18 protein-coding genes, 4 tRNA genes, 3 rRNA genes, 4 pseudogenes and 1 riboswitch are annotated in these 25,823 nt (G+C 45.9%); of the genes and pseudogenes, 6 read left to right on the top strand and 23 right to left on the bottom strand.

Features of this window, described 5'->3' with window-relative positions:
• The first annotated feature begins 7 nt into the window (after nt 1-7).
• On the top strand, nt 8-460 hold the full coding sequence (locus AC0L66_RS01290) for a DoxX family protein (protein WP_265677439.1): 453 nt from the start codon (nt 8-10) through the stop codon (nt 458-460).
• 98 nt (nt 461-558) lie between these two features.
• Here the strand turns inward: AC0L66_RS01290 and tsrA are convergent, their stop codons facing one another.
• Nucleotides 559-843, bottom strand: coding sequence for an H-NS-like global regulator TsrA (gene tsrA, locus AC0L66_RS01285; RefSeq protein ID WP_265677440.1), 285 nt, complete (start codon nt 841-843; stop codon nt 559-561).
• A 101-nt stretch (nt 844-944) separates the two neighbouring features.
• Nucleotides 945-2,093: a multidrug effflux MFS transporter gene (locus AC0L66_RS01280; protein WP_473569165.1), complete on the bottom strand. Its 1,149-nt coding sequence runs from the start codon at nt 2,091-2,093 to the stop codon at nt 945-947.
• 148 nt (nt 2,094-2,241) lie between these two features.
• On the opposite strand from AC0L66_RS01280, the pseudogene AC0L66_RS01275 reads away from it, so the two are divergent.
• Both AC0L66_RS01275 and AC0L66_RS01270 read left to right on the top strand, forming a co-directional pair.
• Nucleotides 2,242-3,185: pseudogene (locus AC0L66_RS01275) on the top strand (LysR family transcriptional regulator).
• Between the two features lie 165 nt (nt 3,186-3,350).
• The gene (locus AC0L66_RS01270) at nt 3,351-5,144 is read left to right on the top strand and encodes an aminopeptidase P family protein (RefSeq protein ID WP_473568132.1); all 1,794 of its coding nucleotides are present in this window, start codon (nt 3,351-3,353) and stop codon (nt 5,142-5,144) included.
• Between the two features lie 86 nt (nt 5,145-5,230).
• Here the strand turns inward: AC0L66_RS01270 and thiH are convergent.
• The 14 genes and pseudogenes from thiH to AC0L66_RS01200 all read right to left on the bottom strand — a co-directional run bounded on the left by thiH (nt 5,231) and on the right by AC0L66_RS01200 (nt 17,963).
• Nucleotides 5,231-6,345 (bottom strand): annotated as a pseudogene (gene thiH, locus AC0L66_RS01265) (2-iminoacetate synthase ThiH).
• A gap of 9 nt (nt 6,346-6,354) precedes the next feature.
• Entirely contained in the window at nt 6,355-7,122 is a 768-nt protein-coding gene (locus AC0L66_RS01260; RefSeq protein ID WP_473568130.1) for a thiazole synthase, read from the bottom strand.
• A 1-nt stretch (nt 7,123) separates the two neighbouring features.
• Nucleotides 7,124-7,327: a sulfur carrier protein ThiS gene (gene thiS / locus AC0L66_RS01255; protein WP_265677445.1), complete on the bottom strand. Its 204-nt coding sequence runs from the start codon at nt 7,325-7,327 to the stop codon at nt 7,124-7,126.
• A complete protein-coding gene (locus AC0L66_RS01250) occupies nt 7,324-8,097 on the bottom strand; it encodes a HesA/MoeB/ThiF family protein (protein WP_265677446.1) in 774 nt (257 codons plus the stop codon). The genes thiS and AC0L66_RS01250 overlap by 4 nt, the downstream gene beginning before the upstream one ends.
• Nucleotides 8,088-9,257: a thiamine phosphate synthase gene (locus AC0L66_RS01245; RefSeq protein ID WP_473568128.1), complete on the bottom strand. Its 1,170-nt coding sequence runs from the start codon at nt 9,255-9,257 to the stop codon at nt 8,088-8,090. Before AC0L66_RS01245 ends, AC0L66_RS01250 begins: the two co-directional genes overlap by 10 nt.
• 76 nt (nt 9,258-9,333) lie before the next feature.
• On the bottom strand, nt 9,334-11,253 hold the full coding sequence (thiC, locus tag AC0L66_RS01240; protein ID WP_473568126.1) for a phosphomethylpyrimidine synthase ThiC: 1,920 nt from the start codon (nt 11,251-11,253) through the stop codon (nt 9,334-9,336).
• Between the two features lie 122 nt (nt 11,254-11,375).
• Nucleotides 11,376-11,476: riboswitch (TPP riboswitch) on the bottom strand.
• Between the two features lie 54 nt (nt 11,477-11,530).
• Nucleotides 11,531-11,914 (bottom strand): fluoride efflux transporter CrcB, encoded by a 384-nt coding sequence (crcB, locus tag AC0L66_RS01235; protein WP_265677449.1) that lies wholly within the window; start codon nt 11,912-11,914, stop codon nt 11,531-11,533.
• A 479-nt stretch (nt 11,915-12,393) separates the two neighbouring features.
• A tRNA-Asp gene (locus AC0L66_RS01230) sits at nt 12,394-12,471 on the bottom strand.
• Between the two features lie 58 nt (nt 12,472-12,529).
• Nucleotides 12,530-12,645, bottom strand: a 5S ribosomal RNA gene (gene rrf, locus AC0L66_RS01225).
• 93 nt (nt 12,646-12,738) lie between these two features.
• Nucleotides 12,739-15,628: ribosomal RNA gene (locus tag AC0L66_RS01220) — 23S ribosomal RNA — on the bottom strand.
• 361 nt (nt 15,629-15,989) lie between these two features.
• Nucleotides 15,990-16,065: transfer RNA gene (locus AC0L66_RS01215), tRNA-Val, on the bottom strand.
• A 68-nt stretch (nt 16,066-16,133) separates the two neighbouring features.
• Nucleotides 16,134-16,209, bottom strand: a tRNA-Lys gene (locus AC0L66_RS01210).
• Nucleotides 16,210-16,211: 2 nt separating this feature from the next.
• A tRNA-Glu gene (locus AC0L66_RS01205) sits at nt 16,212-16,287 on the bottom strand.
• 122 nt (nt 16,288-16,409) lie between these two features.
• Nucleotides 16,410-17,963 (bottom strand): 16S ribosomal RNA (locus AC0L66_RS01200).
• The 16S, 23S and 5S rRNA genes sit together here with 4 tRNA genes alongside, the layout of an rRNA operon.
• A gap of 579 nt (nt 17,964-18,542) precedes the next feature.
• Between AC0L66_RS01200 and AC0L66_RS01195 the strand changes: the two genes are divergently transcribed.
• Complete coding sequence (locus tag AC0L66_RS01195; RefSeq protein WP_265677959.1) at nt 18,543-19,091, top strand: gamma carbonic anhydrase family protein; 549 nt, start codon at nt 18,543-18,545, stop codon at nt 19,089-19,091.
• On the opposite strand, the gene AC0L66_RS01190 is transcribed toward AC0L66_RS01195, so the two are convergent.
• The 4 genes from AC0L66_RS01190 to tsaC form a co-directional block, all read right to left on the bottom strand.
• Nucleotides 19,088-19,351, bottom strand: coding sequence for a DUF1488 family protein (locus AC0L66_RS01190; protein ID WP_265677960.1), 264 nt, complete (start codon nt 19,349-19,351; stop codon nt 19,088-19,090). The two genes, AC0L66_RS01195 and AC0L66_RS01190, sit on opposite strands and share 4 nt — an antisense overlap.
• Nucleotides 19,352-19,355: 4 nt before the next feature.
• The gene (gene aroE / locus AC0L66_RS01185) at nt 19,356-20,183 is read right to left on the bottom strand and encodes a shikimate dehydrogenase (protein WP_265677962.1); all 828 of its coding nucleotides are present in this window, start codon (nt 20,181-20,183) and stop codon (nt 19,356-19,358) included.
• A gap of 65 nt (nt 20,184-20,248) precedes the next feature.
• Nucleotides 20,249-21,154 (bottom strand): oxygen-dependent coproporphyrinogen oxidase, encoded by a 906-nt coding sequence (gene hemF, locus AC0L66_RS01180; protein WP_473568123.1) that lies wholly within the window; start codon nt 21,152-21,154, stop codon nt 20,249-20,251.
• Between the two features lie 15 nt (nt 21,155-21,169).
• The gene (gene tsaC, locus AC0L66_RS01175) at nt 21,170-21,727 is read right to left on the bottom strand and encodes an L-threonylcarbamoyladenylate synthase type 1 TsaC (RefSeq protein ID WP_473568121.1); all 558 of its coding nucleotides are present in this window, start codon (nt 21,725-21,727) and stop codon (nt 21,170-21,172) included.
• A gap of 181 nt (nt 21,728-21,908) precedes the next feature.
• Between tsaC and purE the strand changes: the two genes are divergently transcribed.
• Nucleotides 21,909-22,397 carry a 5-(carboxyamino)imidazole ribonucleotide mutase gene (gene purE / locus AC0L66_RS01170; protein ID WP_473568119.1) on the top strand — a complete coding sequence of 163 codons (489 nt, stop codon included), beginning with the start codon at nt 21,909-21,911 and terminating at the stop codon, nt 22,395-22,397.
• 2 nt (nt 22,398-22,399) lie between these two features.
• Nucleotides 22,400-23,531 (top strand): annotated as a pseudogene (locus AC0L66_RS01165) (5-(carboxyamino)imidazole ribonucleotide synthase).
• A 56-nt stretch (nt 23,532-23,587) separates the two neighbouring features.
• Here AC0L66_RS01165 and AC0L66_RS01160 read toward each other — a convergent pair.
• The 3 genes and pseudogenes from AC0L66_RS01160 to dprA all read right to left on the bottom strand — a co-directional run bounded on the left by AC0L66_RS01160 (nt 23,588) and on the right by dprA (nt 25,819).
• The gene (locus AC0L66_RS01160) at nt 23,588-24,172 is read right to left on the bottom strand and encodes a topoisomerase DNA-binding C4 zinc finger domain-containing protein (protein WP_265676758.1); all 585 of its coding nucleotides are present in this window, start codon (nt 24,170-24,172) and stop codon (nt 23,588-23,590) included.
• A gap of 35 nt (nt 24,173-24,207) precedes the next feature.
• Nucleotides 24,208-24,684: a DUF494 family protein gene (locus AC0L66_RS01155; protein ID WP_279348332.1), complete on the bottom strand. Its 477-nt coding sequence runs from the start codon at nt 24,682-24,684 to the stop codon at nt 24,208-24,210.
• Nucleotides 24,681-25,819 (bottom strand): annotated as a pseudogene (gene dprA / locus AC0L66_RS01150) (DNA-processing protein DprA). The gene AC0L66_RS01155 and the pseudogene dprA overlap by 4 nt, the downstream one beginning before the upstream one ends.
• Nucleotides 25,820-25,823 lie beyond the last annotated feature (4 nt).

The raw sequence follows: 25,823 nt of genomic DNA, 5'->3' as shown, positions 1-25,823 counted from the left end.
TAACACGATGACAAATGGACTAGCAAGTTTACTCAAAACGTATGACTCTACACTCGAAACTTTTCAAAAAGGCTTCATTCCGCTGCTACTACTTTTCTGTCGGATTTGGGTCGCGTGGGTGTTTTTTAATTCCGGGTTAACCAAAATCGCTTCTTGGGATAGTACTTTGTATCTTTTTGAATATGAGTATCACGTCCCTCTCCTACCATGGCAGCTAGCGGCTTACATGGGTACTGCTGCGGAGTTAGTACTGCCAGTATTTTTGGCATTGGGATTACTGTGCCGACCAATGGCTGCGATTCTGTTTGTTTTTAATATTACCGCTGTCGTTTCTTACCCCGTACTTTGGGAACAAGGTTTTTATGATCATCAGCTCTGGGGGCTAATGATTCTAATTGTTGTCGTTTGGGGGCCTGGTCCACTCTCTGCCGATAAAATAATACGTAATGTTATCGAGTAATACAGACTTTAATACTCGATAAACAATACGCGAATTATCGCCACCCACAAAAAAGCCCCGTCGATTACTCGACGGGGCTTTTTTATTTTGAGGCAAGGTTATTTACTTGCTAAAAAAGCCTGCAGCTCTTCTGCAGAAATACCTTGGTCTGCTAACTCTTTTGCCAAAGATTGAACTTGTTCACCTTTGCGTGACTCAATCACTCTTTGAAATTGATAAACGATATCTCTAAGCATGTGAATTGGTACTTGTTTTGCAGCGCTACGGATTCGCTCTTCACTTTGATTGCCAAGTTCGGTTAATAATTTACCGAACATGATTTTTTCTGGAGACTCTTCCATTTGCTCAAGAATGCGAGCCATTTCGTAAGTAGTCAAAGACATGCTTTATCGATCCAGTTAATAATAGAAAGGAATATACCTTCAAATATACACCTGTTTACACGATAGGAAAACCAAATCGTTTTCAAATTGACCGTTTTTTACTAATCACTAATATTTATTATCTGATGCCACGCTTTTCCTGAGCGGCTACGCAAGACAAATAAAGCGGGAAGAACCAACCACATTAACAACGCAATCATAGACTGAGGCTCTAACCCGGTACGCTGCATCGTGCCAACAAGTAAACCTGAACCACTCATTTGAAATAAGCCTAATAGCGCCGCTGCGGTGCCTGCTTTATCGCCAAATGGAGCAAGCGCTTTACCTGCTGCAGCACCCAAAATAAATGCAAAGCCAATCGAACCAAGAATAACAGGCAACATAAACGATAATGGCGTATTGAATGACGAGCCCAGAGCCATCAGCGCACCAGCAACTAACAGTACAAGGATGCCACATTGCAAGGTTTGGTGGGTGCCGATTTTATCCATAAATTTTGGCGCCAGCATACAAGCAGCAATATTAAAGACCGCGTTAAGCCCAAACCAAAAAGTAAACTCAGCCATGCTCAGTCCCATATTCTCCATCAAGAGTACCGGAGCCGACGTCACATACGCTAAAATAACGCCCATCGCGAGTAGACATAACGTTGCATGAAAAATAAACGTCGGTGTGCGCAACACATCAATATAGCGAGACAGTGCAAAATAGCGATCGTTTTGCTGCTTTGGATTCGTCTCTTTCATGTTGACGATAACCATAAGACCAACCACTAATGCAAAGCCAGCCATAAAGCTAAAATTTGCACGCCAGCCAAAGTGATGAGTCAGGTAACTACCTAGAATTGGAGCGAGGTACGGTATAAAGCAAATGGCTCCGTTTAGGTAGCTAATCATCTTGCCACTTTTTTCTGGCCCATAAAGGTCGCGAACGGTTGCAAAGGCCGCTACCGATGTGGCGCACGCGCCTAAGCCTTGTAGCAACCTAGCAGCCAACATCCAGTCTATTGATTGAGCAGCCCACGCCAAGCAAGCACTCAAGCCATAAATGCTGATACCACATAATGCAACCGTTCGACGTCCGAGCTTATCAGCAAGTGGGCCTGCAAATAACTGCCCGACACCCATTGCAAACAAAAACCATGTGATTGTGTCTTGAGCAAGAGTATGGTCGACTTGGAACGCGGTCGATATTTGCGGCAATGCGGGCAGATAAATATCGATAGCCAAAGGACTAAAGAAAACCAACATGACTAAGGCCGCTATCTGTATCTTTGATGTACGCTGTTCCACGTGAAACTTCTCTTCTCAATGTTAATTGCCGCATAATAACGACAATATGATATGAACAGAAATGGTTTATACTCATTAGTATTATTCCCAAATGGAATTTCATTTCATGAATTTGGAAGCGCTAAACAAAGTCGATCTTAACCTACTGTTATGCTTAAGCGTATTGCTAGAAGAGCGCAACGTCACTCGCGCGGCGAGCCTAGCTATGTGTTAGTCAATCAGCAGTCAGTAAGTCACTGGCTAAACTACGACTGCTATTTAATGATCCGCTATTTACTCGCCAAGCTCACGGATTAGCCCCAACACCTAAGGCCATGTACCTAAAACCAAAACTTGATACCCTAGTCAGTCACTTACAATCGATTACTCACCCACCCGAGTTTTCTCCAACAAGCAGCGAATATCGCTTCCACATTGCGGCAGTAGAGAGTGTCTATCCACTAATTATGCCTCATTTTTTACTCGAGCTATTTTTAGCCAAGGCCCCAACCTGAGTATTAGTACACATGCTTGGAATGAACGTACCTTTGAACAAATGCAGAAAGGAGAATTGGACTTAGGCATTACTGGTAAAGATATTGATATTCGCGATGCTATTCGAACCATGTATCCCCCTGAAGATATTCGTGAACTAGAAGTGTATAGAGATAATCAAATGTGCTTAGTTAGGGCTAACCACCCCATTCTGTCTAAGACTTGGAGTCTAGACGCTTATTTGTCATTGCGACACGTACAAGTACGTTGCGATGGCAGCGACCGTTGGTTACTAGATTATCGCCTCTCCGATATGGGGAAAGAGAGAGATATCGCGATTACCGTGCCTGACTTCAATAATGCAGCGGCGTTATGTTCATACACCGATTTTATTTTTACTGCCCCTCGTCACTTTGTTCATCTTGTTGCCGACCAGTTGGGGTTGGTGGTATTACCCTTACCATTAGAATTCCCCCAATGGCCTACACATTATTTTGGCACAAAGAACGAGATAACGACCCCGCTCTGAATTGGCTTATCGATATCATAAAGCAGAAAACACTCCATCTTCGTTAGTTGTCAACTTCGTTTACCGACAACCTATTACGTCGTTAAAGCGGCGTTCAGAAAATCGTAAACAATGTCTACTGCATAATGGATTGTAACTGTTCATCAAAAGCGCTAGCTTATACTGCAAATAACAGTAGGCCGAGCTCACTCGCCCAATAGAAGGAATTAACGATGCAACCTTTCACATCCCAACGAGTCTCCGCACTTCAAGCGTGGTTGGAATCCAATCAACTCGACGCCTTTGTCATCGCTCATGAAGATGAGTACTTGGGTGAGTATGTACCTGAGCACAATGAACGCCTGCACTGGCTTACTGGCTTTACCGGTTCAGCTGGTGCAGCGGTGATTACTAAAGATCGCGCTGTCATTTTTGTTGATGGTCGTTACACCGTCCAAGTAACCAAACAAGTCCCCGCTGAAACGTTTGAATATTGCCACTTAATTGAAACACCACCAGTCACTTGGCTACTAGAGCACCTTGCTGCGGGTTCTAGAGTGGGGATAGATCCACGTATGCACCGAGGCAATTGGTATCACAGCGCACAGAGCCAAGTAGCAGGCCAACTCCAGCTTGTCCCTTGCGACACCAATCCTGTTGATCTTCACTGGGCTGACCGTCCTGCTCCTCAACTCAGTGATGTGATGCTTATGCCTCTCGATTATGTAGGACAATCCAGTTTAGATAAACGACGTGAGCTCAGTCAGAATTTAACCCAATCCGGCGCGGCAGCTGCAGTGATCACCGAGCTAGACTCTATCTGCTGGCTTTTGAATGTTCGAGGTCTCGACGTCTCTCGCCTCCCTGTTCTGCTATCACATGCCATTCTCTTTGATGATGGTAGCGTGAAGTTCTTTATTGACTCAGCACGGATCACCGATCGCCAACGGTTTGACCAACACGTTGGTGAGCGTGTCACCGTCCATGCCCCTGATTCTTTATCTGAAGAGCTTGCAGCACTAGCAGGAAAAGTCGTGTCATTAGACTCAGGTACAAGTAATGCCTGGTTCCAACTTGAACTCGAACGTGTCGGTGCTATCGTTCTTCCACTCGCAGATCCATGCTTAATGCCTAAAGCTGCTAAGAACAGTGTGGAGATCGCTGGCATGAAAGCCAGCCATGTTCGTGATGGCGTGGCGATGGTCAAGTTTCTTTCTTGGCTGGATAACCAAGTCGAATATAAGGTGACACACGATGAAGGCTCTTTGTCTAACCAGTTAGAATCATTCCGTCGTGAAGACACTTCACTTGTCGACCTAAGCTTTGATACGATTTCTGCATCCGGTGGTAACGCAGCGATGTGTCACTATAATCACATGAATCAAGAGCAACCAGGGGCGCTAATAAATGACAGCCTATATTTGGTTGACTCCGGCGGTCAATACCCTGATGGCACAACGGACATCACACGTACAATTGCTATCGGTCAACCGAGCGATGAAATGAAGCAGCAATTCACCCTCGTGCTCAAGGGCCATATTGGACTAGCGTCAGCATTGTTCCCGAATGGGACGTGTGGACACCAACTGGATATTTTGGCTCGACAACACCTATGGGCAAATGGATTTGATTACGACCACGGTACTGGACATGGTGTGGGTCACTTCCTTAGTGTCCATGAAGGACCACAGCGTATTGCAAAAGTCGTCAACAACACCGCTCTCGTACCAGGAATGGTATTATCTAATGAGCCGGGTTATTACCGAGCAGATGCATTTGGAATTCGAATCGAGAATCTAGAGTTGGTCGTTGAGAAAACGACACAAGGTGACCTAACCATGCTTGGGTTTGAATCGCTAACACGCTGCCCAATCGACAAGCGCAATATTGTGTTAGACCAATTAAGCGAGGCTGAAGTTAACTGGCTCAACCAATATCATCAAACCGTTTTTGATGATATTTCTCCGTTAGTGACTGGCGAAACTCTTGAATGGTTACGCGAAGCTTGCCTACCAATTAACCGCTAACTTGGCTCATCAACAAAAAGAGCTGCAATTGCAGCTCTTTTTGTTTCACGTGAAACAAAGTTTTCTCGTCTTTATCTGATTCTCATTTACCCAGAATAGGACTGATGCCAGTCTTTCCATACCGTACTCCATCGCACGTTGCTTAACTGACACAGCGACTTCTTGTGCACTACGTTCATCGCTTATTTCGAACTGCTCTAGCTCTTGTGCATCATTAGCATATCCCCCTGGCTGCGTTTTTGACGCTGCACTAATGCTGGTGATCCCAAGCGGATAAACATTGTCTCGAAACTCAGGAGACTCACGAGTCGATAGCGATAATTCAACTTCATTGTTAAATAAACGATAGGCACAAATAAGTTGCACCAACTGCTTATCTGACATTACGGATTTTGGTTGTACCGCCCCTTCACAAGGTCTTAGCCTAGGAAAAGATATTGAGTAACGTGTTTTCCAATAGCGCTTTTCCAAATACTGAAGATGCGCAGCGACATAAAAGCAGTCCGTGCGCCATTCTTCTAGCCCTATCAACGAGCCAATTCCTACTTTATCAACGCCAGCTTGAGCTAACCGATCGGGTGTTTCTAATCGGTAGTCAAAGTCCATTTTATTCCCTCTAAGGTGGTGCTCAGCGTAAGTGCGACGATTGTAGGTTTCCTGATACACCATAACCGCATCAAGCCCTAGCGACTTGAGTTCCTTGTACTCATCAGTATCCAACGGTTGGACTTCCATTGCTAGATAACTGAAGTGCTGTTTAATTGAGGGTAACACCTGGCGGAAATATCGCATTCCAACTTTGGTTTCATGCTCGCTCGATGACTAAGAGTACGCTATCAAACCCCATCGATTTTATTACTATAGACTCAGCTTGTATTTCATCAATCGATAGTGTTTTTCGCTTAATTCGGTTTTCCATAGAAAAGCCACAATACGTACAAGCGTTAGCGCACAAGTTCGATAAATAGAGTGGAATATACATTCCCATCGTGTGGCCAAATCGCTGACGCGTCAAAGCATAAGACCGTTGTGCCATTTGCTCTATATAAGGCTCTGCCGCTGGCGATATTAACGCAGAAAAATCGTCAAGGTTAAGCCTGGTTTTTGTCAGGGCTCGCTCCACATCTGCTGCTGTCTTGCTATAAATCGATAAACGAATATCGTCCCAGTCATATTTTTCATGTTCAGTAACGAAGCTCATCGTCGCCCCCTAATTACTGCTCAGAAACGACGTTAATGGACTAGACGCTATGGCATGATTAACCCTACCCGCTAAACCACTCTCATAAGCCAGTCGACCAGACTCAACAGCAAGTTTAAACGCCTTCGCCATTAGCGCAGGATTTGCAGCCGATGCTATGGCGGTATTCACCAATACAGCATCAGCGCCGAGTTCCATTGCCAGCGCCGCATGGGAAGGAGCACCAATACCTGCATCAACGACTACAGGAACATTCGCTTGCTCGATAATAATTTCCAAGAAGTCTTGTGTCACTAACCCCTTGTTACTACCAATTGGCGCACCTAATGGCATGACGGCGGCGCAACCTACCTCTTCCAATCGCTTACAAAGCGTTGGATCCGCGGAGCAATACGGCAACACAATAAAGCCATCTTTTACCAATTGCTCAGCAGCAAGGAGCGTTTCAATTGGATCCGGTAGTAAATACTTAGGGTCGGGATGAATTTCCAACTTTAGCCAATTGGTACCTAGGGCTTCCCTTGCTAGATGCGCTGCAAATATAGCGTCCTTCGCATTTTTTGCGCCCGATGTATTAGGCAACAAATTTACCCCTCGCTCGATCAGGGGGCGAAGAATATCGTCTTCTTGTGTGTCTAAGTCGACACGCTTAAGCGCCATGGTTGCGAGCTCAGAACCACTTTCAATGATGGCGTCAACCATCAGAGACTTATCAGCAAATTTCCCCGTCCCTGTAAATAAGCGAGATGAGAAGTTCTTTCCTGCGATCGTTAACATGTTAGCCCCCGGCAATGGCTTGAAATACGTTGATGTTCATATGTGATGTAAGCGTGAAAGACGCCCATGTGGTTCGTGGAACAATGTTGTCATCAATCGCTACGGCACAACCATGAGTATCGATAGCTAATGTATCGAGAACATGCTGCAATGTCGCCGTGGCTGCAACTTCCATTGATGATCCATTTACTTGAATCGTTATCATGATACGTGCTCCTTTTGACCAGATGCACACACCCTGCATTCAGGGTCGTGTTGTAATTTTAGTGATTGCCAATGACCATTAAATCCGTCAAACATTTTTATCGTTGGCGTAATACTTTGAACTCGCCCGCTGGCTATTTTGATTGCTTCAAGAGCCGAGTAGACACCAATCATTCCGACTACCGGACCTACCACGCCGCTACTAGAACAGTCTATTGGTGCGGATAAATCATCAAAAGGATAAAGACACCGATAGCACGGTGCTGAAGGTTGGCTAGCAAAGCCGAATACGGTTAGCTGGCCATTCCAACCAATTGCTGCACCAGAGACAAGATTCGTTTTTGTCTCATAACATGCTTGGTTGATAGCATGGCGAGTTGGCAAGTTATCACTGCAGTCGATGACAATATCAGCCAAAGACACCTCAAGCTTTAATTGAGCTCCGCTAAGGAAAGTCTTTACCGTTCTTATTGAAACATCATCATTTCGTGCCAATAGCTGCTGTCTTAATGCGGTAACCTTTGAGGCACCAACATCGTCCTGTCGGTATGCAATTTGGCGAGGCAAGTTAGAGAGTTCAACAATATCTTGATCCGCAATCACAAGTCGCCCAATGCCAGCACCAGCCAGATATAGTGAGGCAGCGGTCCCCAACCCACCGCACCCAATCACCAATACGTGGCTAGATAATAATCGTTCTTGTCCTCGCTCAGCGATCTCTGGCACGCTGATCTGTCGAACATAACGTTGAAACTGGTTATCTAGCACCACTGACGATCCCTCATTACGCCGGAAAATTGATTTATCACGGTTGGTATGTCGCCAGCTTGAGTTATTGCCCTTACCACGGCTAAACTCGACACTCCACAACTCCATACTGGTTGAGCAGTCTCTAGATCGATACCACCGATGGCCACGGTTGGATACCCCACTGAATCGCCATATTTAATGGTGTCAATGAGCTTCTGATACAACGCTAAACGAACCAGTCCTTGTGGACGCGATGGCATATCTTTAGTCGTTGTTGGGAAAATATGGCCTAGTGCGATATAGCTAGGATTAATTTGGATAATTCTTAATAGCTCATAGTAACCGTGGGTAGAGAGTCCAAGTCGAATACCTGCGTTGGCAATCTTTCTAAGGTCTGCGGTTTCTATGTCCTCTTGACCAAGATGCACACCGTAGGCCTGGTACTTAAGCGCTAGTTGCCAGTAATCATTAATAAACACCTGCGCGTTATATTGATTGCCTAGCTCAATGGCCTGTTTGACCTTAGATTCTAAGTACTCATCATCAGGATTTTTGATTCTTAACTGTATCGTTTTAATACCTAACTGAAGTAACGTTTTGATCCATTCAACGCTGTCCACAACTGGATAGAGACCAAGACTAGCCTTTGTCATTACAGAAAAAGACGTTGTACTCGCCTTCACAGCCCAACCCACTTGTATGTTAAGTAACTCGTCTTCTATCACAGGTGTCGGAAAGTGCTGGCTCAGACAAGGCCATGTTTCACGTGAAACACACCCAGCACGAGCCAAGACCAATGCATCCTCAATGGGGAAATCAAGCACTAATGAAACAATGAACCATGATAAATGGTAACTTGTCTCTTCAATTTCCGAAGCACTCTTTAACGCTCGGCTAGACTCACTATTGCACGACCATACATCCATCGATTGTTGTTCATCTATTACATTTAAATAGATTTGAGTATTGGTAGCGAAATCATTCTCGCAGGCTAGTTCAGCTTTAGTCTTCTGATGTTGATAGAGCAGCGCATAATCAACGTCATTGGAAAACTCAGACGTAAGTAAATCAGTCGCTAAAACCGTTGTACGCTGTACCCCTACAAGCTCTACTTGCAACGTTGTACTTGTGCCCATCGAAATCGCTGAGGTATCAAAACCAGCCTGTTTCGCAACGGACAAAATCGACGTTAAATGGATGCCAATATCGAGGCTATTGGCCTACAATAGTATTTTCAAAGAATACTCCTATAGTATTTTATTCAGTCACAGCCGGGTGATAGAGTTCAGCGCCAGAAGCGAGAAACTCTTCTGATTTCTGTCGCATCCCTTCTAGAGGATCTTCAATTAATTTGATGCTTATATCACCTTGAGTTTCTAGACCCTTGGCGTACTCCCTCACTTCCTGTGAAATCTTCATTGAACAAAACTTCGGTCCACACATCGAACAGAAATGAGCGACTTTACCTGATTCTTGAGGCAAGGTTTCATCGTGGTATTGACGTGCAGTATCAGGGTCAAGTGCGAGGTTAAACTGATCTTCCCAACGAAATTCAAAACGAGCTTTCGACAAGGCATTATCTCGAATTTGTGCGCCAGGATGACCTTTAGCAAGATCCGCGGCATGAGCCGCAAGCTTATAGGTAATAAGCCCTGTCTTAACATCTTCCTTATTGGGTAGACCTAAGTGCTCTTTAGGTGTGACATAACACAGCATGGCACAGCCATACCAACCGATCATCGCAGCACCAATACCAGAAGTAATATGGTCATATCCAGGTGCTATGTCGGTAGTTAAAGGGCCTAATGTATAGAATGGAGCTTCGTGACAGTGCTCTAGTTGCTCTTCCATGTTCTCTTTTATCATGTGCATAGGTACATGACCGGGACCTTCAATGATGACCTGAACGTCATAAGCCCAAGCAACTTTAGTCAACTCTCCCAATGTCCGTAATTCAGAAAACTGAGCCTCGTCGTTAGCGTCAGCGATAGAACCTGGTCTTAACCCGTCCCCCAATGACAGCGCAACATCATACTTAGCACAAATCTCACAGATCTCCTTAAAGTTGGTATAAAGGAAACTTTCTGTATGGTGTGCTAAACACCACTTGGCAATAATAGACCCACCTCGCGAGACGATACCCGTGACACGCTTTGCTGTCATAGGAACATAACGAAGGAGTAACCCGGCATGAATCGTAAAGTAATCAACACCTTGTTCAGCCTGCTCTATTAACGTGTCTCTCATCACTTCCCATGTTAGGTCCTCAGCAATACCATTCACCTTTTCTAACGCTTGATACATAGGAACGGTACCAATTGGAACTGGGCTATTGCGCAGAATCCATTCACGGGTCTCATGAATATTACGCCCGGTCGACAAATCCATAACGGTATCGCCACCCCAGCGGGTACTCCAAACGAGCTTTTCAACCTCTTCTTCTATCGACGATGACACCGATGAATTGCCAATGTTGGCATTCACTTTAACCAAAAAATTGCGGCCAATGATCATTGGTTCAGATTCTGGATGGTTTATATTTGATGGAATAATTGCTCGACCTTCAGCAACCTCTTTTCGGACAAATTCTGGGGTAATTTCTTTTGGTAGATTTGCGCCAAAACTTTGCCCTGGATGTTGTTGAGTTAACATCTCATCAGCCATCTTTTGTCGCCCCATATTTTCTCTAATAGCAATGTACTCCATTTCAGGAGTTACAATGCCTCTGCGGGCATAATGCAATTGAGTGACGCACTCTCCATCCTTTGCTCGGCGTATACGAGGTAATTGTCCATAGCGAAGATCATCGAGTGTTTCGTCATTCAAGCGTTCCTGAGCAAAGTTAGATGTAACACCAGAAAGGACTTCAGTATCACTTCTTTCATCTATCCAGTGCTCTCTGAGCTTTGGTAGACCAGAGTAAAGATCAATACTGTGGTTGGGGTCCGTATATACGCCTGAGGTGTCATAGACGTTAATAGATTCGTTTTTTTCAAAGACAGGGTTGGATTTTGAGCCACCAACAAGACTATCGGCGAGGTGAATAGTTCGCATTGGAACTTGTATATCTACACGGGAGCCCTGGATATACGTTTTTTCAGAGTTCGGATAAGGTGTTACCGACAGGGTGTCGATAAATTGTTTAGCTTCCAGCCTGGTTTGTTTACGAGTCGACATAGCATTTCCTTTATTATCGTATAAGAAAGATAAATGCTTGACGGATATGTGAACACAAGAGGTATCAACAGCAATAGTGCGAGCAGAAAGTCAGCATGCACTATATGATAAAGAGGGAAATTCCATTCTTTTCTCCTGTTCCCTTCGCAGGTATTAGCCTGATCAGGTTCAACGGATCCCGAATAAACGGTCTCAGCCCAAAGGGGCACTCCGACAAGTATTGCGATAATCATAAACGAAATTCAATGATAACGCTATGAAGCAAATGTTAGCTTGCTCAAGTTTTCATCAATAACTGGAAACCGATCCATGCTGCCGTGATGCTCAAAAACACATTCAACAGTACATTCAGACCCATTTTGAAAAAGGCGCCTTGCTGCATAAGCAAGACATTATCCATGGAGAATGTAGAAAATGTGGTTAATGCACCTAAGAATCCCAATCCAATGATTTGACGCCAGGGTTCTGTGACCACTAGCTCTGCTTCAAATGCAGCAATCAGTAATCCCATAATAAAGGATCCCACGACATTGACCGTCAGTGTCCCATATGGGAACCCTCTCCCTAAAAGTACGACACAAAGTTCGGAAATAAGATATCTGGAGCAAGCCCCAAAGGCCCCTCCTAATGCGATATAACCCAAAATTGCAAATTGTCCCATAACTCGCTAACCAATAAATTTAATCAATACCGTAATAATATACGAAGGAAGTCTGATTACGACACTAGTATTGGAAATTAGTCGTTATAATAAGTATATCTCCAGTGACAAAATCTCACAGATTTAAAACGTTACATGCGTCACTTCTAGTGGTATTTAGAATAGATCGCTAAGCCTGTATTAACAGCGCTAGCAAAAGACTGTCAAACGCAGTCTCCCCATGTCGATAGATTGGATGATGCTAACCCGACTCCATTCCTTAGTATCGACTGTACCAACACTGTAAACTACTGCAGACGCAAGAAACCTCGTCTTTCGATAAAACTATTCTTTGGCTTTAATATAGGTAAGGGATAGGAAAAGACAGGATTCGCACTTGTCGATTCGGTGAATGCAAAAAGTTAGCAGCTAAATTCATCATTGATAATTTATTCTGGACGTAAAAAAGCCCCAGTCTTTCGACTAGGGCTTAGTATAAATGGCGGAGTGGACGGGACTCGAACCCGCGACCCCCGGCGTGACAGGTCGAGTATTCTAACCAACTGAACTACCACTCCGCAGTGGCTCTATCTAAAGTCTTACCTAAGTTGTGCTTCAAATAGATGTCTGTTCAAAGCCTGGCGATGTCCTACTCTCACATGGGGAAACCCCACACTACCATCGGCGCTACTGCATTTCACTTCTGAGTTCGGCATGGGATCAGGTGGGTCTGCAACGCTATGGTCGCCAAGCAAATTCTTAAAATTCGGAAAGCTTAATAAAAGTTATTAATACACATTCAATCTGTTCTTGCTTTGAGTCCATCAAAACCCTTTGGGTGTTGTATGGTTAAGCCTCACGGGCAATTAGTACAGGTTAGCTCAATGCCTCGCAGCACTTACACACCCTGCCTATCAACGTTCTAGTCTTGAACAACCCTTTAGGACACTTAAAGTGCCAGGGAAGACTCATCTCAGGGCTCGCTTCCCGCTTAGATGCTTTCAGCGGTTATCGATTCCGAACTTAGCTACCGGGCAATGCCATTGGCATGACAACCCGAACACCAGAGGTTCGTCCACTCCGGTCCTCTCGTACTAGGAGCAGCCCCCTTCAATCTTCCAACGCCCACGGCAGATAGGGACCGAACTGTCTCACGACGTTCTAAACCCAGCTCGCGTACCACTTTAAATGGCGAACAGCCATACCCTTGGGACCGACTTCAGCCCCAGGATGTGATGAGCCGACATCGAGGTGCCAAACACCGCCGTCGATATGAACTCTTGGGCGGTATCAGCCTGTTATCCCCGGAGTACCTTTTATCCGTTGAGCGATGGCCCTTCCATTCAGAACCACCGGATCACTATGACCTACTTTCGTACCTGCTCGAATTGTCATTCTCGCAGTCAAGCGGGCTTATGCCATTGCACTAACCACACGATGTCCAACCGTGTTTAGCCCACCTTCGTGCTCCTCCGTTACTCTTTGGGAGGAGACCGCCCCAGTCAAACTACCCACCAGGCACTGTCCGCAATCCCGATTAGGGACCAACGTTAGAACATCAAGCATACAAGGGTGGTATTTCAAGATTGCCTCCACACACACTAGCGTGCATGCTTCAAAGGCTCCCACCTATCCTACACATGTAGGGTCAATGTTCAGTGCCAAGCTGTAGTAAAGGTTCACGGGGTCTTTCCGTCTAGCCGCGGGTACACTGCATCTTCACAGCGATTTCAATTTCACTGAGTCTCGGGTGGAGACAGCGTGGCCATCATTACGCCATTCGTGCAGGTCGGAACTTACCCGACAAGGAATTTCGCTACCTTAGGACCGTTATAGTTACGGCCGCCGTTTACCGGGGCTTCGATCAAGAGCTTCGACCTAAGTCTAACCCCATCAATTAACCTTCCGGCACCGGGCAGGCGTCACACCGTATACGTCATCTTACGATTTTGCACAGTGCTGTGTTTTTAATAAACAGTTGCAGCCACCTGGTATCTGCGACTCCTAGTAGCTCCATCCGCAAGGGACTTCACCGCCAAGAGCGTACCTTCTCCCGAAGTTACGGTACCATTTTGCCTAGTTCCTTCACCCGAGTTCTCTCAAGCGCCTTGGTATTCTCTACCCGACCACCTGTGTCGGTTTGGGGTACGATTTCTTATAATCTGAAGCTTAGAGGCTTTTCCTGGAAGCATGGCATCAATGACTTCACTACCGTAGTAGCTCGACATCGTATCTCAGCGTTAATAGTGGTCCGGATTTACCTAAACCACCCGCCTACGTACTTGAACCTGGACAACCATCGCCAGGCCCACCTAGCCTTCTCCGTCCCCCCATCGCAATTATAAGAAGTACGGGAATATTAACCCGTTTCCCATCGACTACGCCTTTCGGCCTCGCCTTAGGGGTCGACTTACCCTGCCCCGATTAACGTTGGACAGGAACCCTTGGTCTTCCGGCGAGGAGGTTTTTCACCCCCTTTATCGTTACTCATGTCAGCATTCGCACTTCTGATACCTCCAGCAAACCTTACAGTTCACCTTCAACGGCTTACAGAACGCTCCCCTACCCAATATGATAAATCATATTGCCGCAGCTTCGGTGTATAGCTTAGCCCCGTTACATCTTCCGCGCAGGCCGACTCGACTAGTGAGCTATTACGCTTTCTTTAAATGATGGCTGCTTCTAAGCCAACATCCTAGCTGTCTAAGCCTTCCCACATCGTTTCCCACTTAGCTATACTTTGGGACCTTAGCTGGCGGTCTGGGTTGTTTCCCTCTCCACGACGGACGTTAGCACCCGCCGTGTGTCTCCCGGATATTACTTACTGGTATTCGGAGTTTGCAAAGGGTTGGTAAGTCGGGATGACCCCCTAGCCTTAACAGTGCTCTACCCCCAGTAGTATTCGTCCGAGGCGCTACCTAAATAGCTTTCGGGGAGAACCAGCTATCTCCAGGTTTGATTGGCCTTTCACCCCTAGCCACAAGTCATCCGCTAATTTTTCAACATTAGTCGGTTCGGTCCTCCAGTTGATGTTACTCAACCTTCAACCTGCCCATGGCTAGATCACCTGGTTTCGGGTCTATATCCAGAGACTGAACGCCCAGTTAAGACTCGGTTTCCCTACGGCTCCCCTAAACGGTTAACCTTGCCACTGAATATAAGTCGCTGACCCATTATACAAAAGGTACGCAGTCACCCAACAAGTGGGCTCCTACTGCTTGTACGTACACGGTTTCAGGTTCTATTTCACTCCCCTCACAGGGGTTCTTTTCGCCTTTCCCTCACGGTACTGGTTCACTATCGGTCAGTCAGTAGTATTTAGCCTTGGAGGATGGTCCCCCCATATTCAAACAGGATATCACGTGTCCCGCCTTACTCGTTTTCACTGATTATGATGTGTCGGTTACGGGGCTATCACCCTTTACTGCGGCACTTTCCAGAGCCTTCACCTGCATCATTAAAAGCTTAAGGGCTAGTCCAATTTCGCTCGCCGCTACTTTCGGAATCTCGGTTGATTTCTCTTCCTCGGGGTACTTAGATGTTTCAGTTCCCCCGGTTTGCTTCATTAACCTATGTATTCAGTTAATGATACGTGCTTATGCACGTGGGTTTCCCCATTCGGAAATCCCAGACTCACAGGTTATTACTACCTAATCTGGGCTTATCGCAAGTTATTACGTCCTTCATCGCCTCTGACTGCCAAGGCATCCACCGTGTACGCTTAGTCACTTAACCATACAACCCCAAAAGGTCTTATGTATGGCAAACAACCAAAGTCGCTATCTCATTATTTGAATGAGCGAGATAGCATTCGATTTTGCCGGACTCAAATATAAACCTCACAACCGAAGTTGTGCTGTTTCCAAGAACACTTGAATGTGTGTTGGTACCTACATCTTAAAGACATAGGATTTGAGAACTTTTATTTGAACAACATTAAATCAAATGTTGTTCGTCAGCTTTCCAAATTGTTAAAGAGCTAGTTTCTTTCGAAACGCGTGCTAAAAAGCACTTTCTAACGACTTTCAGAGTCAAAAATGCAAACCAACAACAAGAGTAGTGGTTTGGATTGATACTTCCAAAAATATTTAGAGAGTGGTGGGCGATACCGGGCTCGAACCAGTGACCCCCTCCTTGTAAGGGAGGTGCTCTCCCAACTGAGCTAATCGCCCACATTTAGTTTCTTTTGTCTTCACCTTTCAAAAAAGTGAAAATAAAAGCCATTCTTCGTGAGTAAGAATGGTGGGTCGTGCAGGATTCGAACCTGCGACCAATTGATTAAAAGTCAACTGCTCTACCAACTGAGCTAACGACCCAATGGTATCCCGTAGGGGAGTCGAACCCCTGTTACCGCCGTGAAAGGGCGGTGTCCTAGGCCTCTAGACGAACGGGACACTAAGTAGTAAGTGTTGGGCACTTACTGTTTGTTGTTTTCACTTAACAAGTAAAAACAAACACTCTTTTACATCATAAACCTAATCAATCTGTGTGAACACTCATCAAGACAATCTTCGTATAAGGAGGTGATCCAGCCCCAGGTTCCCCTAGGGCTACCTTGTTACGACTTCACCCCAGTCATGAACCACAAAGTGGTGAGCGTCCTCCCGAAGGTTAAACTACCCACTTCTTTTGCAGCCCACTCCCATGGTGTGACGGGCGGTGTGTACAAGGCCCGGGAACGTATTCACCGTGGCATTCTGATCCACGATTACTAGCGATTCCGACTTCATGGAGTCGAGTTGCAGACTCCAATCCGGACTACGACGCACTTTTTGGGATTCGCTCACTATCGCTAGCTTGCTGCCCTCTGTATGCGCCATTGTAGCACGTGTGTAGCCCTACTCGTAAGGGCCATGATGACTTGACGTCGTCCCCACCTTCCTCCGGTTTATCACCGAGCAGTCTCCCTGGAGTTCCCACCATTACGTGCTGGCAAACAAGGATAAGGGTTGCGCTCGTTGCGGGACTTAACCCAACATTTCACAACACGAGCTGACGACAGCCATGCAGCACCTGTCTTAGAGTTCCCGAAGGCACACCTGCGTCTCCGCTGGCTTCTCTAGATGTCAAGAGTAGGTAAGGTTCTTCGCGTTGCATCGAATTAAACCACATGCTCCACCGCTTGTGCGGGCCCCCGTCAATTCATTTGAGTTTTAATCTTGCGACCGTACTCCCCAGGCGGTCTACTTAACGCGTTAGCTCCGAAAGCCACGGCTCAAGGCCACAACCTCCAAGTAGACATCGTTTACGGCGTGGACTACCAGGGTATCTAATCCTGTTTGCTCCCCACGCTTTCGCATCTGAGTGTCAGTATCTGTCCAGGGGGCCGCCTTCGCCACTGGTATTCCTTCAGATCTCTACGCATTTCACCGCTACACCTGAAATTCTACCCCCTCTACAGTACTCTAGTCCGCCAGTTTCAAATGCAGTTCCGAGGTTGAGCCTCGGGCTTTCACATCTGACTTAACGAACCACCTGCATGCGCTTTACGCCCAGTAATTCCGATTAACGCTCGCACCCTCCGTATTACCGCGGCTGCTGGCACGGAGTTAGCTAGGTGCTTCTTCTGCAGCTAACGTCAAATCCATACGCTATTAACGTATGAACCTTCCTCACTGCTGAAAGTACTTTACAACCCGAAGGCCTTCTTCATACACGCGGCATGGCTGCATCAGGCTTGCGCCCATTGTGCAATATTCCCCACTGCTGCCTCCCGTAGGAGTCTGGACCGTGTCTCAGTTCCAGTGTGGCTGATCATCCTCTCAGACCAGCTAGGGATCGTCGCCTTGGTGAGCCATTACCTCACCAACTAGCTAATCCCACCTGGGCATATCCTGACGCGAGAGGCCCGAAGGTCCCCCTCTTTGGCCCGAAGGCATTATGCGGTATTAGCCATCGTTTCCAATGGTTATCCCCCACATCAGGGCAATTTCCCAGGCATTACTCACCCGTCCGCCGCTCGACGCCCAACAAATCACCCGAAGGGTCAATGTTGTCGTTTCCGCTCGACTTGCATGTGTTAGGCCTGCCGCCAGCGTTCAATCTGAGCCATGATCAAACTCTTCAATTTAAGATTTTGTCGGCTCAATGAATACTGACTTCAAAACTGTCCCTTACTTAAAAAGTAAGAAGTAATTTTAAAGCTATTATCGTTCCAACAGAACGATAATGAATTTTGACTGTGTGACAGTAAGCGAACTTACTACCCTTAGGTCACGTGTTCATTGAAAACCATTTTACTTCCGAAGAAGTGGTTCGCTTCTACTTTGCAGCAGAAGCAGACATAATGATTATCATCAACAAGTGTCCACACAGATTGATATAGGTCTATATTGTTAAAGAGCTTGTTTCGAGGCTTGCTCAAAACGGACGGCCATTTTAGCTAGATAAGCTTCAGTGTCAAACACTTTTTAAAACTTATTTTGCTAAGCTCATTGAGCTTAATAACCTTCTGACTCGTTCTCGGTTTTTGTTGAACCGTTCCCGTGTCAGCGAGGGTGCATTATAGAGATCCGAATCACATTGGCAAGCCCTAAAAGTCACTTTTTCAACTTTTTTTATCTGTCTGATTGTTTTTTATTCTTAATGGTTAAAAAACCGCTTAAAATCAGCATAAATCACATTACAAACTCTCAACTAAGAGATAAATATGACTTCAGTTCGTAGTTTCAAAGGAATTTGCCCGCAATTCGACTCTTCTGTCTATATAGATATGACTAGCGTTATCGTAGGAGATGTTCACCTTGGTAAGGATGTGAGCATTTGGCCATTCGTCTCTGCACGTGGCGATGTCAATCGTATTGAGATTGGAGACAGAACGAATATTCAAGACAACTCCGTCTTACATGTTACCCACAGAAATATGGATAACCCTGAGGGTTATCCATTATTAATTGGTAGTGATGTCACTATTGGTCATCAGGTTATGCTTCACGGCTGCACCATTCACGACCGCGTGTTGATTGGAATGGCTAGCATCGTATTAGATGGTGCCATCATTGAATCCGATGTAATGATTGGTGCGGGAAGTTTAGTTCCACCAAATAAGCGCCTCGAAAGGGGCTACCTATACGTGGGAAGCCCGGTAAAACAAATTCGTCCACTAACAGAAAAAGAAACCACATTTTTACAGACGTCATCAAACAATTATGTACAGAACAAAAATGACTACATTAATCATGTTGACGTTATTCGCTAGCCCACTTTAATATTACCTTGGTCATCGAAGTCCTCATCTTCAATGAGGGCTTCTGCGCACTCTTCAATATCAAACTGCGCTTTTTTATATGCTTCGATAGCCTCTTCTTCATTATTCACTCGCATAGAGGCTAACTGACCTAGCTTTTCAGCATCAATAGTACAAGTAATTAGCATGCCGGACTGATTGGCATGAAATGCTAATGTCTGCGTGAGGGAATTCCATACAATGTCATCAGAAAACAATATTGATTGATTCATTTTACTAACTTTCCAGATTTCTACGAAGTTCGCGCAAGATTTGTCGAGAGCCCGGGCGTAGCCCACGCCATAGCATGAAGCTTTCAGCGGCTTGCCCCACTAACATACCCAGTCCGTCATAAGTGACCGCAGCACCTGATTGACTGGCCCACTGATTGAATGTCGTTAGTCCTTGACCGTAGGCCATATCATAACTCACCGTCTGCGGACCAAAAATTGCGTGACTTATACTTGGACGTTCGTTGTACAGACTTGCAGATGTAGAGTTGATAACAACATCATAGCTTTTCGAAACACTCGACATTTCGATGGCATTGATAGCCCCAAAGCTGGAAAAAATACCCACTAAGTCTTCTGCTTTTCCAAAAGTGCGGTTGGTCAAGGTGATTGAGGACGGTTTTTGATCTAAAAGCGGTTTCAGCACACCACGAGCGGCTCCACCAGCCCCTATGACAAGAATTGATGCGCCCTCGAGCATCACTTGATGCTGTAATAAGTCCTGAACTAATCCTTCACCATCAGTATTGTCTCCAATGATCTCACCATCATCGACTTTCTTTAACGTGTTAACCGCTCCAGCCAATTGCGCTCTTTCTGTTAGGCGGCTTGCAAATTGATAAGCTTCTTCTTTAAAGGGGGCGGTGATGTTGCACCCTTTACCACCCTCATTAAAAAACACTTCAACTGCAGATATAAACTCTGTGTTATCCGGCTGCTGACGGCCATACTCCATATTTTGCGCAGTTTGCTTAGCAAACAAGGTATGAATAAAAGGCGATTTACTTTGAGTGATAGGATTTCCGAAAACAACATACTGATCTGGCTTGCTCATGTCCCTGCCTGCTGCATACTAAAGTGATATTAAAGACACTATCACTTCAGCATGCTTTCGCCAAGTTACCAGTCTCTTGGCTTCAAATAGTCCGAGTACAGCGTCGCTTCTGGTGTATTTTCTTCAGGCTGATAACTATATTCCCAGCGCGCTAATGGTGGCATTGACATTAGTATCGACTCTGTCCGTCCGCCACTTTGCAAACCGAACAGAGTTCCACGGTCATAAACGAGGTTGAACTCGACATATCGACCACGGCGATAGAGTTGAAAGTCACGTTCACGTGAGCCAAACTCTAAACTCTTACGTTTATTCACTATCGGCAAGTACGCATCGAGGTAACCATTACCAACCGCCTGCATATACTGAAACGACTTATCAAAGCCCCACTGATTTAGATCATCAAAGAACAAGCCCCCAATACCGCGGGTTTCATTTCGGTGCGGTAAGAAGAAGTAGTCATCACACCACTTTTTGTGTTCGGCATAGACGTCATCGCCAAATGGCGCACATAAATCCTTAGCTACCTGATGCCAATGCTGACCGTCTTCCTCAAAAGGGTAAAACGGTGTTAAATCAAAGCCACCACCAAACCACCAGATGGGTGCTTCACCCTCTTTTTCTGCCACAAAAAAGCGCACATTGGCGTGCGATGTGGGCACATAAGGATTTTTGGGGTGCAACACTAAAGAGACTCCCATGGCTTCGAAATTGCGTCCCGCCAATTCTGGGCGGTGAGCGGTAGCAGACGCTGGCATTTTATCTCCAAAGACATGGGAAAAGTTTACGCCACCTTGTTCAAACACCCCGCCATCTTTAAGCACGCGACTTCGCCCGCCGCCGCCAAGTTCTCTTTGCCATTCATCTTCAACAAATTGCGCTACACCGTCTACGCTGGTTAGTTGTTCACAAATGGCATCTTGTAATTGCAACAAGAATGCTTTCACTTGATGTTTATCTACACCTGACATTGTCTATCGACCTCTCTACCCTTGCCTAATCATTTTCCCAGTTCTTGCGTCACGAATTTCGCTCGGGTTTTCACGCCCACCCACTTCACCATTAAGAATACCCGCTAGTCGCTCTCCAAGTTGAACCTTCACTTCATTTACCGTCATACATGAAGGCATGCCGGCTAAGTTAGCGCTCGTCGATGTCACTGGCTTACCAAATTCTTGGCATAACGCTTGAACAAGAGCATGGTCGGTCACCCTTACTGCAATCGTATCAAACTGACCACTCAACCAAGGAGATACCTTTCTACTGGCTGGCATCACCCAAGTATAAGGGCCTGGCCAAGTAGAGAACACACGTTCAAGTTGCGTCTTGCTGAGTTGAGTCTCGTCAATATAGGGACGCAGCTGTTCATAGCTACTCGCAATTAAAATCAGACCTTTCTCTACAGGTCTTTCTTTTACCGCCAATAGCTTTTTAATCGCTTCTATGTTGTCCGGATCACAACCGACACCAAACACACCTTCTGTTGGATAAGCAATCACCTCACCCGACTTGAGCGTATCGACAATAGCGAGAACGTTATTCACTGCGCCTTCCTTCCCTTAAATCTAAACATTTTTTTTACAATTCACCGCACTATGCTCAAAAGCCAGTCTAGAATCCAGAAAAAAACCCAACTTTAACTCACGCAAACGTTTTCCTATGAAAAAAATACTCGTATAATGCGCGCAATTTAGTCCATTTGAACATGCTTTGAAGGAGCTTCGGATGAAAGTCGGTATTATTATGGGTTCAAAATCAGACTGGCCAACAATGCAACTGGCTGCTGATATGCTAGACCAATTTGGTGTGGAATATGAAACGAAAGTTGTTTCCGCTCACCGCACACCACAACTACTAGCAGACTACGCGACTTCTGCCAAAGAGCGCGGTATTTCCGTTATCATCGCAGGAGCTGGCGGTGCGGCACACCTTCCAGGTATGGCTGCAGCATTCACGAGCATTCCTGTATTAGGTGTGCCAGTGCAAAGTCGTGCACTAAAAGGAATGGACTCACTGCTCTCTATCGTTCAAATGCCAAAAGGCATTGCAGTCGGTACTTTAGCCATTGGTGAAGCTGGTGCTGCTAATGCGGGCATCCTAGCGGCCCAAATCATCGGCATTCACCAACCGCATGCGGTGATGGAAAAGGTCGAAGCATTCCGCCAAACACAAACGGATACTGTACTCGCAAACCCTGATCCATCAGAGGATTGATCATGAAGCACGTATTGGTTTTAGGAGCTGGTCAGTTAGCACGAATGATGGCTCTGGCTGGCGCACCTCTCAATATCAAGATATCGGCGTTTGACGTAAACAGCGAAGACATCGTCCACCCCTTAACACTTGAAGTGCTGGGTAACGGTTTACAGCAAGCTATCGACCTTGCTGACGTGATTACGGCTGAGTTTGAGCACATCCCGCTTGCAGTTTTAGACATCTGTGAAAAAAGTGGCAAGTTTCTCCCTTCGACGCAGGCGATCAAAGCTTAGTGGTGATCGACGCATTGAAAAAGCCCTGCTTGATCAAGCAGGTGTAAAAAATGCCAAGTACACCATTATCCGCTCACGACAAGATTTCGATACGGCCATTTCTCATGTCGGCTTGCCGATGGTGCTAAAAAGTGCGCTTGGTGGCTACGACGGTAAAGGTCAATGGCGGCTTAAATCCCTCGATAACGTCGAATCAATTTGGGCGGAAATGCTAGCGTGTATCGAGCAGTCAGAGAACCAAGCGATTGTCGCGGAAGAATTTGTCCCTTTTCAGCGTGAGGTCTCACTGATTGGCGCTCGTAATCAACAAGGTGATATTGCGATTTATCCTTTGGCGGAAAACGTGCATACCGACGGCGTATTAACGCTATCAACCGCGATTGATGAAACTGAGCTACAGCAACAAGCAGCCAAAATGTTCACCGCCGTTGCAGAGTCTCTCGATTATGTCGGCGTGCTGGCATTAGAGTTCTTTGACGTCAATGGTGCTCTACTCGTCAATGAAATTGCCCCGCGCGTGCACAATTCTGGACACTGGACACAACAAGGCGCCGATACTTGCCAATTTGAAAACCATTTACGTGCAGTATGTAACATGCCACTTGGTTCAACACAGCTCACCCGCACAACGTCAATGGTCAACATCTTAGGCGAAGATTGCGTCCCAGAAGCGGTGCATCAGTTACCAGGCTGTCATGTACATTGGTATGGCAAAGAAAAACGAGCTGGGCGTAAGATGGGGCATATTAATGTATCAGCCTCTGACAACACAGAACTGAAAGCGACGCTCATTAAGCTCGCTGATGTTCTAGACCCTGCAGCCTTTCCGGCACTAAAGCCTGCGGCGCACGCTTTGTAGGCGCCCAAGCATACTCTCCGGTCAGTGATTATCTCACTCCAATAAAAAACGGCTCATTAAGAGCCGTTTTCATTTTGAATTTTATGACATGAGCGAGAAGCACATTCAAGTACCGCTCCAGACGCTCGTTTCTTTTCCGTCAATAACGGATAACCACAACCATCACAGTTGCCAACCACAGGCGGGTGGTTTACCGCAAACTTGCATTTAGGATAGGCATCGCAAGCGTAAAAAGCTTTACCAAATCGTGATTTTCTCTCAATTAAGTGCCCTTTCCGGCACTCGGGACAAGAAACATCAGCAACACGATTCTGTTCATTATCTTCTGGTTTGTTGGGCGATTGAATAAAGTGACATTCAGGGTACCCGCTACAACCAATAAACATTCCGTAACGACCTTGGCGAAGCAATAGCTCACAACCACAGTCCGGGCATGACACCCCTAATGATTTAATGATATGGCCATCATTTTGATGCAGTGGCTTAATAAATTCACAGCTAGGGTAATCACTGCAACCTAGAAAAGGGCCGTGCTTACCATTCTTTAGCTGTAACGTACCGCGCTGGCATTGCGGACATGACTCTTTATCGAGTGCATGTTCATGAGCCGAAAACAGTTGATGATCAATTTTACCGCTCATGAAACTCTCTTCTATAAACGTTAGGGGCCGGATTTCTAATGAACCATGCCTTGTTCCGTAGTGTAGATCAGCTCTTCCATAAGCGTATATTCATTTTCATTACCGGGAACATTGAACAATACCATTAAGATAATCCACTTTAGATCATCCAATTCAAATTCACTTGTTTCCAGTCCCATCACTCGATCTATCACCATCTCACGAGTTTCTGTCGTCAAGACACCCACTTGCTCTAAAAACATCAAAAAGCCTCGGCTCTTAACGTCAATACGAGACATTTCTTTGGCGGTGTAAATACGAGTTGAGGTGGATGCACTCATCGAGATAGCAGAGTGCTTATCGGTATCTTGCAGTTCCGCTAAGTCTTCTAACCATTGCAGTGCTTTGTAAATATCTTTTTGCTGAAAGCCTGCTCGAAGCAATTCATCTTCCAGTTCGTCTTGGTCTACCTGTAGTTCCGCATCGCTATGGATATAGGTTTCAAACAGGTACATCAGTATGTCCATCATCATAGCTTGCCTCTCCCACTAAGAATATAACCACTCGGTAACGGCAACAATATGGCCAAGTAATTCAAGCTCAAGGAGCTGTTGCATGACCTCATGCACAGGAATATGGGTCTTTTGAGCCAAAATATCAACAGGTGTCGGCTCTATTCCTACGTTAGCCAACAGTTCTGGATATGGCAATGCTTCTTTATCAGACACTTGCCTCTCAGGTGGTGAGTCAAAAAAACTCGGTTGATGATCTTTAGACCAATTTGTCAGCGATTCTATTTCATCCAACACATCCTTTGGTGATTGTACGAGACAAGCACCGTTTTTTATCAATGAGTGGCACCCGTTATGAAAAGGGTGTCGGATTGAGCCCGGAATAGCGAACACATCTCGGCCTTGCTCAGCAGCATATCGCGCTGTAATTAACGAGCCACTTTTTTCTGTTGCCTCAACCACAACAACACCAGCCGCCAAGCCACTAATAATACGATTTCGACGTGGGAAAAACTCCGGTCTCGGTTTGCTGTAAGGAGGGTGTTCGCTAATTAGTGCACCCTGCTCCTGAATTCGGCTCGCAAGCCCTTTATGTCGATGGGGATAAATATGTTCTAAACCAGAGCCCAATACCGCCACCGTTTTACCACCAAGCATTCAACGCCCCCTGATGAGCGTGTCCATCCACACCCAGCGCCAAGCCACTCGTGACAACAAACCCTTGTTCAGAAAAAGTATGCGCATAACTCGATGCTGTCTCTAGCCCTTCTATTGTGGCATTGCGGCTGCCAACCATCGCAATTTGCGGAGCACTCAATACTTGTGGATGACCAATAACGAACAGTATCGGTGGATACCCCTTTGTTTCTTTAAGTAAAGCAGGGTAATGAGGGTTTATCGACAACAATATATGGTGGTATGGGCGATTCTGCCATTCTAAGCAAGCTTGCACGACGTTCGTGGCATCATGGCGAATAAAACGAATTTGTTTTTCTTTTAGACCAATGGCACGTAGCTGAAGTTCATCAAAATCAATCAGCGTTGAGGGTGCCGCAATCGCGCATAACTTATGAAACGTCACCGAACCAATACCCGGACACAAGGCCAACGTCAGCCATGCGGCTAGTTCGTCTTCTAACGATTTACGCTCAACCATCAGT

The organism is Vibrio sp. GJ43-1 (assembly GCF_055808835.1).
This window is presented reverse-complemented; position numbering and strand designations above follow the sequence as displayed.

Bases quoted from the DNA above. Each gene is read 5' to 3' on its own strand.
- AC0L66_RS01290 (WP_265677439.1), top strand. From the start codon at position 8: ATGACAAATGGACTAGCAAGTTTACTCAAAACGTATGACTCTACACTC.
- tsrA (WP_265677440.1), bottom strand. From the start codon at position 843: ATGTCTTTGACTACTTACGAAATGGCTCGCATTCTTGAGCAAATGGAA.
- AC0L66_RS01280 (WP_473569165.1), bottom strand. From the start codon at position 2,093: ATGTTGGTTTTCTTTAGTCCTTTGGCTATCGATATTTATCTGCCCGCA.
- AC0L66_RS01270 (WP_473568132.1), top strand. From the start codon at position 3,351: ATGCAACCTTTCACATCCCAACGAGTCTCCGCACTTCAAGCGTGGTTG.
- AC0L66_RS01260 (WP_473568130.1), bottom strand. From the start codon at position 7,122: ATGTTAACGATCGCAGGAAAGAACTTCTCATCTCGCTTATTTACAGGG.
- thiS (WP_265677445.1), bottom strand. From the start codon at position 7,327: ATGATAACGATTCAAGTAAATGGATCATCAATGGAAGTTGCAGCCACG.
- thiC (WP_473568126.1), bottom strand. From the start codon at position 11,253: ATGTCGACTCGTAAACAAACCAGGCTGGAAGCTAAACAATTTATCGAC.
- crcB (WP_265677449.1), bottom strand. From the start codon at position 11,914: ATGGGACAATTTGCAATTTTGGGTTATATCGCATTAGGAGGGGCCTTT.
- AC0L66_RS01195 (WP_265677959.1), top strand. From the start codon at position 18,543: ATGACTTCAGTTCGTAGTTTCAAAGGAATTTGCCCGCAATTCGACTCT.
- AC0L66_RS01190 (WP_265677960.1), bottom strand. From the start codon at position 19,351: ATGAATCAATCAATATTGTTTTCTGATGACATTGTATGGAATTCCCTC.
- aroE (WP_265677962.1), bottom strand. From the start codon at position 20,183: ATGAGCAAGCCAGATCAGTATGTTGTTTTCGGAAATCCTATCACTCAA.
- hemF (WP_473568123.1), bottom strand. From the start codon at position 21,154: ATGTCAGGTGTAGATAAACATCAAGTGAAAGCATTCTTGTTGCAATTA.
- purE (WP_473568119.1), top strand. From the start codon at position 21,909: ATGAAAGTCGGTATTATTATGGGTTCAAAATCAGACTGGCCAACAATG.
- AC0L66_RS01160 (WP_265676758.1), bottom strand. From the start codon at position 24,172: ATGAGCGGTAAAATTGATCATCAACTGTTTTCGGCTCATGAACATGCA.
- AC0L66_RS01155 (WP_279348332.1), bottom strand. From the start codon at position 24,684: ATGATGATGGACATACTGATGTACCTGTTTGAAACCTATATCCATAGC.